The sequence below is a fragment of the Weissella sp. ESL1139 genome (assembly GCF_058506735.1).
Genome location: NZ_CP196375.1, coordinates 933266 through 948067 on the forward strand (window position 1 = coordinate 933266; position 14802 = coordinate 948067).

14 protein-coding genes are annotated in these 14802 nt (G+C 38.5%); 1 reads left to right on the forward strand and 13 read right to left on the reverse strand.

Annotated features, from left to right (window positions below):
* The first annotated feature begins 4 nt into the window (after window positions 1-4).
* Window positions 5-1939, forward strand: a complete 1935-nt coding sequence (locus ACSYSF_RS04485) for a sucrose-specific PTS transporter subunit IIBC (protein ID WP_489868341.1) — start codon at window positions 5-7, stop codon at window positions 1937-1939.
* Between the two features lie 94 nt (window positions 1940-2033).
* On the opposite strand, the gene map is transcribed toward ACSYSF_RS04485, so the two are convergent.
* The 13 genes from map to ACSYSF_RS04550 all read right to left on the reverse strand — a co-directional run bounded on the left by map (window position 2034) and on the right by ACSYSF_RS04550 (window position 14801).
* The gene (map, locus tag ACSYSF_RS04490; protein ID WP_489868342.1) at window positions 2034-2840 is read right to left on the reverse strand and encodes a type I methionyl aminopeptidase; all 807 of its coding nucleotides are present in this window, start codon (window positions 2838-2840) and stop codon (window positions 2034-2036) included.
* 18 nt (window positions 2841-2858) lie between these two features.
* Window positions 2859-3494 carry an NAD-dependent epimerase/dehydratase family protein gene (locus ACSYSF_RS04495; protein WP_489868343.1) on the reverse strand — a complete coding sequence of 212 codons (636 nt, stop codon included), beginning with the start codon at window positions 3492-3494 and terminating at the stop codon, window positions 2859-2861.
* Between the two features lie 157 nt (window positions 3495-3651).
* Complete coding sequence (locus ACSYSF_RS04500) at window positions 3652-5283, reverse strand: peptide ABC transporter substrate-binding protein (protein ID WP_489868344.1); 1632 nt, start codon at window positions 5281-5283, stop codon at window positions 3652-3654.
* Between the two features lie 172 nt (window positions 5284-5455).
* On the reverse strand, window positions 5456-6253 hold the full coding sequence (locus ACSYSF_RS04505; protein ID WP_489868345.1) for an alpha/beta fold hydrolase: 798 nt from the start codon (window positions 6251-6253) through the stop codon (window positions 5456-5458).
* Between the two features lie 34 nt (window positions 6254-6287).
* Window positions 6288-7694 (reverse strand): dihydrolipoyl dehydrogenase, encoded by a 1407-nt coding sequence (lpdA, locus tag ACSYSF_RS04510; protein ID WP_489868346.1) that lies wholly within the window; start codon window positions 7692-7694, stop codon window positions 6288-6290.
* A 3-nt stretch (window positions 7695-7697) separates the two neighbouring features.
* Entirely contained in the window at window positions 7698-9008 is a 1311-nt protein-coding gene (locus ACSYSF_RS04515) for a 2-oxo acid dehydrogenase subunit E2 (protein ID WP_489868347.1), read from the reverse strand.
* Window positions 9001-9981 carry an alpha-ketoacid dehydrogenase subunit beta gene (locus ACSYSF_RS04520; protein ID WP_489868348.1) on the reverse strand — a complete coding sequence of 327 codons (981 nt, stop codon included), beginning with the start codon at window positions 9979-9981 and terminating at the stop codon, window positions 9001-9003. Before ACSYSF_RS04520 ends, ACSYSF_RS04515 begins: the two co-directional genes overlap by 8 nt.
* A gap of 2 nt (window positions 9982-9983) precedes the next feature.
* On the reverse strand, window positions 9984-11120 hold the full coding sequence (locus ACSYSF_RS04525) for a thiamine pyrophosphate-dependent dehydrogenase E1 component subunit alpha (protein WP_489868349.1): 1137 nt from the start codon (window positions 11118-11120) through the stop codon (window positions 9984-9986).
* A gap of 16 nt (window positions 11121-11136) precedes the next feature.
* The gene (gene lplA / locus ACSYSF_RS04530; protein ID WP_489868350.1) at window positions 11137-12135 is read right to left on the reverse strand and encodes a lipoate--protein ligase; all 999 of its coding nucleotides are present in this window, start codon (window positions 12133-12135) and stop codon (window positions 11137-11139) included.
* A 258-nt stretch (window positions 12136-12393) separates the two neighbouring features.
* Window positions 12394-13452, reverse strand: a complete 1059-nt coding sequence (locus ACSYSF_RS04535; RefSeq protein ID WP_489868351.1) for a SepM family pheromone-processing serine protease — start codon at window positions 13450-13452, stop codon at window positions 12394-12396.
* A 2-nt stretch (window positions 13453-13454) separates the two neighbouring features.
* Window positions 13455-13931: a pantetheine-phosphate adenylyltransferase gene (coaD, locus tag ACSYSF_RS04540; RefSeq protein ID WP_489868352.1), complete on the reverse strand. Its 477-nt coding sequence runs from the start codon at window positions 13929-13931 to the stop codon at window positions 13455-13457.
* The gene (gene rsmD / locus ACSYSF_RS04545; RefSeq protein WP_489868353.1) at window positions 13924-14490 is read right to left on the reverse strand and encodes a 16S rRNA (guanine(966)-N(2))-methyltransferase RsmD; all 567 of its coding nucleotides are present in this window, start codon (window positions 14488-14490) and stop codon (window positions 13924-13926) included. The genes coaD and rsmD overlap by 8 nt, the downstream gene beginning before the upstream one ends.
* Window positions 14490-14801, reverse strand: coding sequence for a YlbG family protein (locus ACSYSF_RS04550; protein ID WP_489868354.1), 312 nt, complete (start codon window positions 14799-14801; stop codon window positions 14490-14492). The genes rsmD and ACSYSF_RS04550 overlap by 1 nt, the downstream gene beginning before the upstream one ends.
* Window position 14802 lies beyond the last annotated feature (1 nt).

Here is a 14802-nt window from a genome sequence, read left to right on the forward strand (position 1 = left end):
AAAAATGGATCATAAGAAAGTTGCAAAAGAAATTGTCGACGCCGTCGGTAAAGATAATTTTGCCGCTGCTGCCCATTGTGCAACACGTTTACGTTTAGTTATTAAAGATGAGGATAAAATTAACCAAGATGCATTAGATAACAATGATGATGTTAAAGGAACATTTAAAACAAATGGTCAATATCAAATCATCATTGGACCTGGTGACGTTAATAATGTTTATGATGAATTAATTCAAATTGCGAATGTTTCACCTGTATCAACTGATGAACTAAAAGACTTGGCACAAGACAATAAGAAATTTAATCCAATAATGGCATTTATTAAGCTATTATCAGATATTTTCGTACCAATCATCCCAGCCTTAGTTGCGGGTGGTCTATTAATGGCCTTAAATAACTTCCTAACTTCGGAAGGATTATTTGGACCGAAAGCCCTAGTTGAAACTGTTCCAGCAATTAAAGGCCTTTCTGCCATGATTCAAGTCATGTCAGCTGCCCCATTTATTTTTATGCCAATCTTAGTTGGTATTTCAGCCGCTAAACGATTTGGTGCTAATCAATACTTAGGTGCTGCGCTAGCCATGATCATGGTGTCTCCTGATTTGGTTGCTAACCATTCTTGGGACATTTTCGGACTTGCTGTTTCACAAAACAATTACTACTATCAAGTAATTCCTGTGCTAGCATCAGTTTATATTTTGTCTGTTATTGAGAAATACTTACACAAGAAGTTACCATCTGCCGTTGACTTTACGTTTACACCATTAATTTCTTTGATGGTAACAGGATTCTTAACCTTCGTCGTTGTTGGTCCTGTAATGCGGTTGCTTTCTGACGGTATCACTAATGGTATTGTTTACATCTATGGTGCACTAGGCTTTGTTGGTACGGGTATTTTTGGTTTGCTTTATTCACCAATTGTTCTAACCGGACTACATCAAAGTTTCCCAGCTATTGAAACACAGTTAATTACCGCCTTTACACAAAACCATACTGGTTATGGTGATTTCATTTTCGTTGTTGCTTCAATGGCCAACGTAGCACAAGGTGCTGCAACATTTGGTGTATTTGCTTTGACAAAGAACAAGAAGATGAAAGGTTTGAGCTCATCTGCAACGGTCTCAGCTTTGCTAGGAATTACTGAGCCTGCCCTATTCGGAGTTAATCTAAAATATAAGTTCCCATTCTTCTGTGCTTTAATTGGTTCTGGTGTCGCTGCCGCATTGGCAGGATTCTTACATGTTGTCGCTGTTTCTTTGGGATCAGCCGGATTCCTTGGCTTCTTGTCAATTGATGCTTCATCTATTCCATTCTATCTACTTTGTGAGGTTGTTTCATTTATCATTGCCTTTACACTAACTTACTTATACGGTAAGAAAAACAGTGCTAAAATGGACGCGCTTGACGGCGTGGGTGGTCAAGTAGTCAGTGCTAATGCATCTGAATCAACTAACACAATTCCAGCAACGAACGTTGAAGATACTGACAAAGTTGTGATGGCACCCGTTTCAGGTGTCGCAACTGACCTTAGTGATGTTAATGATGATGTCTTTTCATCTAAGTTAATGGGTGAAGGTGGTGCAATCGTTCCAACTGATGGTAACATCTATTCACCACTTGCTGGTACACTATCAGTTGTTTATGAAACAAAGCATGCTTATGGTATTAAAGGTGATAATGGTGTTGAAGTGCTTATTCACTTAGGTATTGATACAGTTAATCTAAAGGGTGAGTTCTTTACTACCAACGTTGAACAAGGTCAACATATTAATGTTGGTGATAAATTAGGTAGCTTTGATATTGAAAAGATTGCTGCTGCCGGCTATGACACAACCGTTATCATGGCAGTTACAAACACTAATGACTTCAAGAATGTTGCTCGTCTGGGTAATGGTGATATCGAAAATGGTGATCAATTCGTAATTGTTACGCCTTAATACATTATCTATTAAACCAACATAATAAAAGCAGGTACTACAAAACATCTATATTAGATGCTGTTAGCAGTACCTGCTTTTTTATCTTATGATTTTATTTATCTTCCCACAAGTATTTCGCATCCATAACTGGATCTTGTGAAGTCAAAATCTTAGGACCATCATTTGTTATCGCTAAGGTATGTTCATATTGCGCTGATAAACTATTGTCAGCTGAAACATAATACTCCCAACCGGTTTCAGGGACAATTTCTGTTTTAATACCCCAATCACCACCGGCATTAACCATTGGTTCAATCGTAATAACCATACCAGCCTTTAAACGTAATCCTTTATGAGGCACACCATAATGGAAAACATCTGGCTTTTCATGCATAGTTGGGCCGATACCGTGACCAATTAAATCACGAACATCCCCCATATGATTTTGGTTTTCGACATAGTCTTGGATAGCAAAGCCAATATCACCTAGACGATTACCAACCTGTGCTTGGTCAATACCAAGATACAAGGCAGTGCGCGTAACATCCATCAAGCGATCAATTTCAGGTGTGCTTTCACCAACAACGTATGTCCATGCTGAATCACTCTCATAACCATGCCAGTTAACACAAAAATCAACTGTCACAATATCATGATTTTTTAACTTCAATCCCTTACGTGGCGTTGCATGAGCTACTTCATCATTAATACTAATACATGTTGCATACTTATATCCCTCAAAGCCTTTTTCTGAAGGGGTTGCATCATGATCTAATATATATTGGTTAACAATTTCCTCAATTTCCCATGTATCCATACCAACATGTATTCTGTCACGTAATGCTAGATGCGCACCGGCTAAAATTTTACCAGAATGTGCCATTCCCGATATTTCTCGGTCTGATTTTAATGTAATCAATTTACTCTCCTTAAATATTTATTTAATAATTTTAGTTAATGGGCTTGATTGGCCATCAATGATTTTAACAATTTCTTGACTAAAAACACGTCTTTTAACGGGGCGATATTTTTTTAAGAAAGTCATTTTAAAACCATGAATAGCTATATTCAATAAGACGCCTGGCACCCAATTAACCAAACGATATCTATCATAAACCATTCCCGGATAAACCGCTATAAACTGATTATCCAACTTTTTACCGCCATAATCAATCACTTCATGCTTAGCTTCCATATAATCTCTTAAGATACGTGGTGCATTATTAGCTGCGATAAAAATGAAGGTTGTTGGCTTGGCCTGTTCTTTAATTTGATCAATCACACGTTTAGCAGGTTCAATACTATTTTTTAAGTATGTCGTTTGCTTCTTTTTATTGGGTAAGAAAATACCCACACAATCAACAACAACATCGGTATCAGCAATAATATTTTGCCATTCACCATCACGACTAAAATCAGCGGCTACATAAGATACCGATTTTACTAATCCCTGCTTACCTTTCGAACCTGAACGTGATAAACTAACCAATTCAAAATTATTATTATTACGTTTTAAAGCTGCTAAAATTGCTTGTCCAAGATAACCAGTACCACCCATTATCGTTATTTTCATGATACTTCTCCCTTTTAAAGCCTTATTTGTGTCAATCTAATTGATAAGCTTACATCTTATTGATACTATTATTTTCTCACATATAACCAATAAAAAACACTATCCGCAATATATGCTTTGGCGAATAGTGTCTTTATTCAGGAGCCCCTGAAATTATTTAATGTTTAACAGCGTACTTAAAGTTAAATGGTGCACCAGTTGGATTAGCAATAACACCCTTAACCTTTGGATTCATCATTGACGCAGTTGAACGGTAATAAAGTGGTGCAACACCAGCTTCTTTTTCAAGAATTTGTTCAGCATCCTTAAAGTCATCATACTGAGCCTTCTTGTTGTTGGCATTCTTCACTTCTGCACTATCCAAAGCAGCATCATAATCTGAATTCTTCCACTTACCATAGTTATATGAATTGTCACTCTTGTACAAATCTAAGAATGATGATGCATCTGGGTAATCAGCTAACCAACCAAAGTTTAGCATTTGGAAGTCACCATCAGTACTTAGCTTCAAACGTTGCTTCTTTGGTACTGTTTTGATTGAAACGTCCATACCCTTAAGATTTTGTTCTAATTGTTCTTGCAAGAATTGGGCTACACGCTTTGAAGTGTCATCATCATCTGTCAACAATTGGACAGACATATCTGACTTGCCTTCTTCTTTCAAACCTTCCTTAAATAGCTTAGCTGCCTTCTTCTTGTCGAACTTAACAGCACCCTTCACTTCAGCATCAGTTGCAAAGTCCTTGTTATTATTTGGATTCTTTACCAAGCCCTTAGGTGTATAAGTCGATGCTGGAATAGCTGATCCAGTCACAATCTTATCTGACAAGGTATCACGATTGATAGCATAAGAAATGGCCTGACGAATCTTTGTATTCTTAAATTCAGGAACCTTTTCTTGATTCATCTGCAATGCCTGCGTAGCACCAGTCTTAATCTCTTCATAACCCTTCTTGTTCTTTGAAGCCTTAACTTGATCAGGTGAAAGTGGCGTAAAGTCTAACTTCTTTCCTTGATACAAATTATAACCAGTATTTTGATCTTTAATTGTTTGAACAGCGATCTTCTTAGTCTTAACTTTCTTGGCATCAAAATACTTATTGTTCTTTACATATGAGTACTTGTTGTTTGATCCGTTCCAACCCTTAAACTTATATGGTCCAGCTGATAAGTACGTCTTAGCTGATGTACCAAATTTGCTACCCTTATCTTCAACGAACTTCTTATTCTGTGGAAAGAATACTGGCATTGTAATTTCCTGTAAAAAATATGAAGAAGGAGACTCTAATGTAACCTTCAAAGTATGATCATCAACTGCTTCAATTCCTAAATCAGACGGTTGTTTGTCACCATCCTGAATGGCCTTAGCGTTTTTCACACTGTCCATTAAATAGGCATATTCTGACGCAGTCTTAGGATCAACTGAACGTTGCCAACCATAAACGAAATCCTTAGCTGTCAACGGATCACCATTTTCCCACTTCAAACCTGAACGTAAGTGGAATGTATATGTAATACCATCTTCTGACTTTGTATAACTTTTGGCAGCTTCATTCTCTAACTTGTTTTTCTTACCAAACTGTACCAGTGGTAGACTAGTTGCACCCAATGCATCGGCTGAAACTGTATCTGTTGATTTTGAGGGGTCCATTGTTGGCAATGCCGCAACTTCAGACCAATTAATAGTTTTACCTGTTGACGCTGCTGAAGCCGTTACTGATGGTAACGCAATACTTCCAACCATTGTAACAGAGGCAGCTAATGCAGAAATTCTTCCAAACTTTTTCATAACCTTCACCTTTATATTTCCCGTTTATTAGTTGGTTATTATATTAGCATGGTTCTCTCATTTTGTCTAATCTTTTTTTAATGTTATTTTTAGATGAAAAATAGAGCCAAGCTACTAACTTGACTCTATAATTTCGATTACTGGGACTACATTGTCCACTTAATCTTTTTTGTTAAGAAAATTTTTGAATGAATTCAATAACAACTTCATTAAATTCATTATAGAATTCTAAGTGTGGAATATGACCCGCACCTTCAAAGACATGTACTGCTGATTCTGATACCTGTTGTAGATCACGTGCAGCTTGTGCATGTGCCATTGGATACAAAGGTGACTTCGAACCAGCTAAAAACAAATGCGGTATTTGCTCATTAGCTACAACATCACGCCAATCTTGTACAACACCATCGATCATCAATGGTCGATTTTTTGGGAAATTAAATGGTTCGTACCCACTTGAAACTTGCTTTTTTAAACTCGTTTCAATAGGTTGACGTATCAGTTTAGTTGCTGGAAAATCATCCGCAATTTTGCCAATCTTCGCAAAAGAAGAATCAGCAACACCATACTGCCAGCCATCTTCATTCAACATCTTTGGCGTCTGGTCTTCTGTAACAATTACATTGACTTGTTTATCACCAAATAGTGAAATATATTGACTAGCAACCATTGCACCCATTGAATGGCCAACCAAACTAAAACTATCAATGCCTAAGTAGCCCAATAAATCATGTAAATCTTTAGCTAACCGAGAGATTCGTAAGCCTTTGTCTGTTTTTTCACTTTGACCATGATTACGATATTCAAAACGTAGAACACGAAAACCAGCTTGTTTAAAGGCATCAACTTGTGCTGCCCAAGTTGTAATCATGCTGGTATAACCACCCAAAAATACAACTACTGGCTGATCATAACCACCCTCGAATTGATAATGCAATTTTACATTGTCATTTGTTTTAAAGAAAGACATTGCTTACCTACCTCTATCTAGTTATTTTTATCTATTATACATGAATACCTAAGCCATCGGCTACTTCAGCAGCATCCATAATTGCTTCACCCAAAGTTGGATGTGGATGAATTGTTAATGAAATGTCCTCTGAAGTCAAACCATTTTCAATCGCTAATGATAGCTCAGAAATCAAATCTGAAGCTGATGGACCAACAATTTGAGCACCTAGCATAGCGCCACTGTCCTTATCCGTAATCAAGCGGATGAAACCGACGCCAGCATCCATGGCCAAAGCACGTCCATTAGCAGCAAATGGGAACTTGCTGATTTTGGCATTCAAGCTCTTTTCCTTAACGGAATCAGGCGTCTCACCAGTTGAGGCCAACTCATATTGTGTATATGCTACTGCTGGCAATGAGTAGTGCAAGTCGTGTGAGTTATCAGCACCACTAATTGCTGCAGCGGCAACCTTACCTTCAAAGCTAGCCTTGTGAGCCAAAGCTGGGCCAGCCACAATGTCTCCAATAGCATAAATATGAGAAACACTTGTCTTCATTTGATTATCAACTTCTACTAGACCGTGATCGCCGACCTTAACATCAGTATTGTTCAATCCTAATGTATCAGTATTAGCACGGCGTCCAACAGAAACTAATAAGTAATCACCGGTAACGGTTTGTTCCTTACCATCAACTTCATAAGTCAAAGTAACATCGTCATCAGTTTGTGTTGCCCCTTTGGCTGTAGCTGAAGTAAAGATCTCGCCACCATGCTTCTTAAAGTCATTCAAAACTGGCTTCGTCATTTCCTTATCAAAGCCATTTAAGGTGTGGTCCAATCCTTCTACGATTGTAACCTTTGAACCTAAGTTTGAATAAGCACCACCAAGTTCAGAACCAATAACACCACCACCAACGATGATTAAGTGTTCTGGAACTTCTGGCAAACTCAAAACACCAGTTGAATCAACAATTCGACCACCAAACTTCAAGCTAGGAATCTCAACTGGACGTGATCCAGTTGCAATAATCGCATTTTCAAAACGCAATAATTGATGTCCATCTTCTTGTACAACATTTAATGTTTCATTGTCATTAAATGTTGCTTCACCTTTGATGATTTGTACATGATGCTTCTTCAACAACATGCCAACACCACCTGTTAATTGTTCAACAACTTTATGTTGCTTCCAATCTTGTGTCTTAGACCAGTCTAACTTACCAGTCATTGACAAACCAAATGGATTTTCTTCTTGGCTGTCCCGATAATGGTGACCAACATTAATTAACGCCTTTGATGGGATACATCCAATATTTAAACAAACTCCACCAATATTGTCACGTTCAATCAATGTTACATCTTGACCTAATTCAGCTGCACGAATAGCGGCAACATATCCACCAGGTCCTGAACCAATGATAACTGTACCAACATCAGTTGCTTCTGCACCAACAACCATTTTCTATACCTCCATCAACATAAAGCTTGGATCAGCCAACAATTGCTTGAAGTAATTCATTGATTGTTGACCTAGCATACCATCAATCAAACGGTGATCATAGCTTAGTGACAACTTCATGTTTTGACCAACAGCTAATTCACCATTCTCATCAACGATTGGTTCCTTAAGAATTGAGCCAAGACCAAGGATAGCTGATTCCTTACCATTGATAATTGGTGTGAACCATGTTCCACGAGCAGATCCTAAGTTAGAAATCGTAATCGTTGCACCTTGCATTTGAGCTGGCTTAATTGTTCCTTCACGAACAGCAGATGCCAAATCAGCAATTTCAGTTGCAATTGCCATAATTGACTTGCTCTCTGCGTGAGCAACTACTGGAACGTACAATCCTGATGGTGCATTAACAGCAACACCAACGTTAACTGTATCATGGTAAATGATTTCATTAGTGTCCATGTCAATTGAAGCATTAAGCTCAGGGAACTTCTTACCCATAGCAGCTAATGCCTTAACTGCATATGCCAAGTATGTCAACTTGATACCTTGCTCCTTAGCTGGTTCCTTAAATTGTGCACGGTGTGCCACTAACTTAGAAACTTCAACACTATCAAAGTTTGTAACAGTTGGAATAGTAGAGTTTTGTACTGACATTGCCTTAGCAATTGCCTTACGTACACCAGACATCGGTTGACGACCTGACTTGGTATCAGCAGGTTCTGCCTTTGGAGCTGGTCCAGCAGGTGCTTCTGGTGCTGGCTTTGGTGGTTCTGGAGCAGCTGGAGCAGCAGGTGCTTCTGGAGCAGGTGCGCCAGTAAATCCAGTAACATCACTCATAGTAATATGACCATGACGTCCAGTTGCAGGAACTTGATTTAGATCAATTTGGTTCTCGAATGCATAGTGACGTACTGATGGCATTGCCAAAATTTGACCATTTGTTGCAACAACATTGCCAGCAACACCTTCATCAGGTGCTGGAGCTGGAGCAGCAGATGCTTCTTCAGCTGGTTTTGGTGCCTCTTCTTCTGCTGGAGCAGCAGGTGCTGCATCTGCACCAGCTGCGCTACCTGATCCGTCTCCATCGAACTCAATCAATGGCTCACCAACTTCAACAGTTGTATCAGGTTCAACGAACAACTTTGTAACAGTTCCAGCATATGGTGACAAGATTTCTTGTACTAATTTATCATTTTGTACTTCAGCGACTGAATCATCAACAGCCACGGTATCACCAACTTTAACTAACCAATTAGTAATATCACCTTCGGCCATTCCTTCACCAATGTCAGGCATCTTAAAAATCTCAGTCATAGTTTACAACCTCCTTGGCCTTATCAACAATATCATCGGCCTTAATCATCCAATCATTTTCAGCTTGAGCAAATGGATAAACTGTATCAGGTGCTGCAACTCGACCAATTGGTGCCTTCAAGCTTAAGATGAAACGTTCTGAAATTTCAGACATAACATCTGAAGCAACACCAGCCATACGTTGTGCTTCTTGAACAACAACTACACGACCTGTCTTCTTAACTGATTCACCGATTGTTTCAATATCAATTGGTGATACAGTACGTAAGTCGACAACTTCAGCTTCAATACCATCTTTAGCTAATTCATCTGCAGCCTTCAATGAAAGTGGTACCGCACCACCATAAGAAATGATTGTAATATCAGATCCTTCACGAGCAACAGCAGCCTTGTCCAAAGGTGTTGTGTAGTACCCATCTGCAACTTCACCCTTCATTGAACGATAAAGGTGTAGGTTTTCCAAGAATACAACTGGATCATCTGATTCAATTGAACTTAGCAACAATCCCTTAGCATCAGCTGGGTTAGCAGGCATTACAACACGTAGTCCTGGTACTTGAGCAACAATTCCTTCCAAGTTATCGGCGTGCATTTCAGGTGTCTTAGTACCACCACCATATGGTGAGCGAACAACGATTGGCATTGTACGAGTACCATTGAAACGGTAACGAGCACGTGACATTTGACCAGCAATTGAATCCATTACCTCAAATAGGAAACCAAAGAATTGAATCTCCATAATAGGACGGTATCCAGTAGTTGCCAAACCAATTGCTAAACCACCAATTCCTGACTCTGCTAATGGTGTATTGAATACACGATCTTCACTGTACTTTGCTTGCAATCCATCAGTTGCACGGAACACACCACCATTTTCACCAACATCTTCACCAAAAATTAGGGTGTCTTCGTCTTTCTCCAAAGCTAAATCTAAAGCATCCTGAATTGCTGCAATATATGTTTTCTTAGCCATAATTACTTACCCTCGCTCTCGAAGTGCTCAATTTGTTCTTGCATAGCTTGTCCTGGAACTTCCAATGTGTTCTTTAGGAAGTCAGAAATCTTTTGCTTTTCAACGTTATCGGCAATCTTAATTTGCTCATCAATATAACTATCTACTTCAGCAATGTAATCTTCTTCTTGCTTCTCGTCCCATACACCCTTTTCGGTCATGAACTTACGCATACGAATCAATGGTTCCTTCTTCCACCACTCAGCAATGTCTTCCTTTGTACGATAACGTAATGGATCATCACCAGCAGTTGAATGTGGCTCCAAACGGTTAGTCAATGTTTCAATCAAAACTGGACCATTGCCTGCTGAAGCCCAAGCACGTGCTTCTTTAGCAGCTAAGTACATTGCCAATGGATCGTTTCCATCTACAACAAGACTTGGAATTCCTGAACCCCAACCCTTAGCAGCCAAATGTGGTGCAGCAGTTTGCAACTCACGAGGAGTTGAAATAGCATAACCATTGTTTTGAACAAAGAATACGGCATTTGCCTTGTATGCTGAAGCAAAGTTAACACCTTCGTAGAAATCACCTTGTGAAGTTCCACCATCTCCAGTGTAGGCATATGCCACAGCATCTGACTTACGCTTCTTTAATCCCAAAGCAACACCTGCTGCTTCAACATATTGAGCACCAATGATGATTTGTGGCATCCAAGAGTTAACTGGCTCACCATCTTCAGTAGTAAACTCGTTACCCTTAGCATGTCCACGTGACCAAAGAATAGCCTTCCAAACAGGCCAACCCTTGTCAACAATCTCAGGGATATCACGGTATCCTGGGAACAACCAATCTTCCTTACCAAAGGCATAAGCTGATGCCATTTGTGAAGCTTCTTGTCCAGCAGTTGGTGCGAAGAAACCGAAACGACCTTGCTTTGCTAACTTGGTTGAACGAATATCTAGCTGACGGCTAAACAACATCCGCTTCATAATTTCAACCAAATCTTCATCTGTTAATTCTGAACGCTTGTAAGCAGCCTTATCCAACAACTTTCCATCATTATCCAATAACTTCAATGTTGGAAAGAAGTCTTCTTGCGCTTGCAACTGTCCATCAAAATCTAAAACCTTCTTGTTTGCATCTGCGATACTTGCCATTGCATGTAGCCCCTTTCTACTTATCACTGTCGCCAGTAAACAATACCGCTAACTCTTCGTTGGTAATACCACCAAAGTATTGGCCGTCTGTATTTTCATTCAAAACTTTAAGAATTGCTTCTGGTGAGAATACTTGTCCAATGAACTTGTCCTTGATTTCACGCCAATCACGAACACCTAGGAAGTCCCCAGTAAAATCAATATCTTGGATTTTACCTTCCTTAACATCCGCCTTGACATCAATACTTCCGCCATCATATTTAGCATGATTTACGAAATCAAACGCTGGGCTCTTACCATAATTCCATTCCCATGTTGAGAAACGCTCATCACGCCAACGCTTAATGTCGGCAATTTGTTCATCAGTAAGTACTAATTCGCCATCCTTACCTTGATCAGATAAGTAATAACGAAGTGCATCCATGAAGCCTTCTAAAGTTTGACCTTCAGGCGCATAATTCTTAATATTACCAACGCGTGCGCGTACTGACTTAGCAGCCTTTGATATAAACTTTTCATCAGCAACGTTCAATGAACGCACCATAGCTTCCACATCAGTGTCCCACATCAATGTACCATGGTGCATCAAATAACCACCAACATACCGCTGAGCGTTACCAGAAACCTTTTTACCATCAACTTCTAAGTCGTTACGACCTGTAATTTTAGCATCTATACCAATTGAATGTAGTGCGTCATACATGGGCTCCACGAATTGCTTGAAGTTCACTTGACTACTACTCTCAACAGGTACAAAGAACGTGAAACAAATGTTTCCTAAGTCATGATATACGGCACCGCCACCAGACATACGACGGACAACTTGTACACCTTCTTTATCCACATATTCCTGGTTAACTTCACCAAATGTGTTTTGATTCTGCCCAACAATTACAGCCTTTTTGTTTTGCCATAATGTGAAGACTGGCTCATCTGGTTTTAAGTTATAAAGCAACCAGCTGTCCATCGCAATATTCTGATAGGCGTCAGTACCTAAATAATTAATGTATCTCATGACAACGTTCCCCCTTTTATTTAGAAAGCGCTTACAACTTTCTACACGATTATTATAGCACTTATGTTTAAACAAATAAAAATTCTCATTAAGTTTAAATATTTTTACAAATATCATACATTAAATTCAGTTATATTGACTATGTTAATTCAAATAAAATAAAAATGTCGTAGCAATACATATTTCTATGCTTTTACTACGACATTTTTAATATATTTTGTTATAAATTTAGTGTCCCGTATGTGCAACTACATACTTTTAATGATTACGTAAATACGTTATTGCGTCATTAAACGTTTTAACTGGCACTATTTTCATATGGGGTGCATACTTTTTACCAGTCTTAACTGCTTCTTGATAGTTTGTTTGACCATCAACCTCATATTTTAGATTTTGCTTGGTCGGTTTAATGTATGGTGCAAAGAAAATTTTAGCTCCTGATTCGTGAGCAACAATAACTTTTTTATCTATACCGCCTATTTCACCAACCCGACCTGCTTTATCAATCGTACCAGTTCCAGCTATTTTGCGACCATTAGCTAAATTTTCATCTGCTAATGCATCATACATCTCAAGGGCAAACATCAAACCACCTGACGGTCCACCAATTTCACCCATATTAGCTGTGATTTTACGTGGGGATTTAACATCAACTGAGTCTGTTAAACTAATACCCATCCCCGGCAGATTTTTAGTACCAGCGAGTGCTACAGACTTACCAGTTGCTTGCTTAACTTGCTTCTTATGCTTATACGTAATTTTTAATTTCGTACCAACTTTATGCGATCGGATATACTTTTGAAAACCTTTGGCCGACTTAAAGTTTTTATTATCCACAGCTGTAACGGTGTCGCCAACTTTCAAATGTTTCTTAAAATTAGAATTATTTTGAACTGACATCACATAAATCCCATTGAAAGTTCGTTCATAGGGTACTTTAGCAGCTTTATATGCCGTCGCTTTAGCTTCATTAACAGCAGAATCCATATAAATTTTGTTTATTTTTTTACTATCCGATGCACTAGAACCACCGTTTGCTTCACGACCAGTCATTAATGAAGCAGTTGGGTTTAAGGCTGCAATAATAGCCCCAAGTCCATTAACCTGAGACAAATAGACTGCTGTAATCATATATTGCCCGTCAACCTTAGGCTTCTTACCGTCAACTTTAATATATGATTTTAAATTATCAGCTTCTCCTGGTGTTTCTGAATATAAAGGTAGTGGAAAAAATAAACCAATTACTATGATAATCAGGCTAACTAACCCAATTATCTTTAATCGTTTTTTTGCTTTATTAACTTTCTTTTCTGCCATACTTATTTACCTAACTTTTTAATTAAAGCCTCCTGCACAACAGTTGGTACATACGCAGAAATATCAGTACCTGTACTGGCGATTTCTTTTAACAATGAACTTGATAAAAATTGATGTTCTGGTTTTGCTAATAAAAATACCGTTTCTGCTGAACCAAGTTGTGCATTCATCTGTGCAATATCTCGTTCATATAAATAATCTTTTTCATTACGTAAGCCACGAATTAATAGGTCAGCGTTGACATCACGCATAAATGAGACTGTTAAACCTGACATCTCAACAACGCGTACATTAGTCATATCATGCGTTGCTTGCTGTATTAATGTCATTTTCTCATTGGCATCAAACAAATAATTTTTACTCAAATTAGTGCCGACACCAATGATCACCTCATCAAATAAATTTGAAGCACGCAAAACGATATCTAAATGACCATTTGTAAATGGATCAAAACTTCCCGGAAATAATGCTTTAACCATTGCCTGACTCCTTTACATAACGATAGACAGTAATCACTGTGATACCATATTCCTTTTGTTTAATTAATTCAAACCCAGGTAAATCATCTTGTAAATTAGCAATCTGATCAGTTTCAGCAATAATCAAAGCATCATCAGCGATTAATTGGGCTGACTGTAATGCTTCCAAATCTTTAACAATTGTTTGTTTAGCATAAGGTGGATCAAAATATAAAACATTAAATGGTAAGCCACCTTTTAAACGTTGGATAGCATTTTCAGCTGTACTTTTGATTACCTTGAATTGTTCCGGATGTTTGGTAATTGCAATATTATCTTTGATTGTTTTAATAGCGGCATACTGTCGATCAACTAAAACGGCTTCTGCAACACCACGTGACACACCCTCAATGCTTAAACCACCTGAGCCAGCATATAAGTCTAATGAGCGGCCACCATCAAAATATGGGCCAACTATATTAAACAATGCTTCTTTTACTTTATCAGTTGTTGGCCGCGTTGCATCACCAGGGACTGCCTTTAATGGCCGGCCACCAAAATCACCACTCACAATTCGCATTATAGTTCCTCTTCATCTACTGGTTCATCACCTAATTCATTTGGATCAATTGTTAATTCAAATAAGTCGCCTTCACTACCAACCGTTGTATCAACTTCAGGCCAATGTGAAACGTCTACCGAAGAAACAAAACCTAATCGTTCGATTAACTTGATCTTTGATTCAATGTCATCTTCATCCATATAAATCACGGCATATTTCATTTTTTCTGAAATATAATTAACTATACCAAAACGTCGTAGCTGACGAGCTTGTCGCACATTTTTCAAATACACAATCACACTCCGCCTTGGCTTTACTGTAAATGCCATT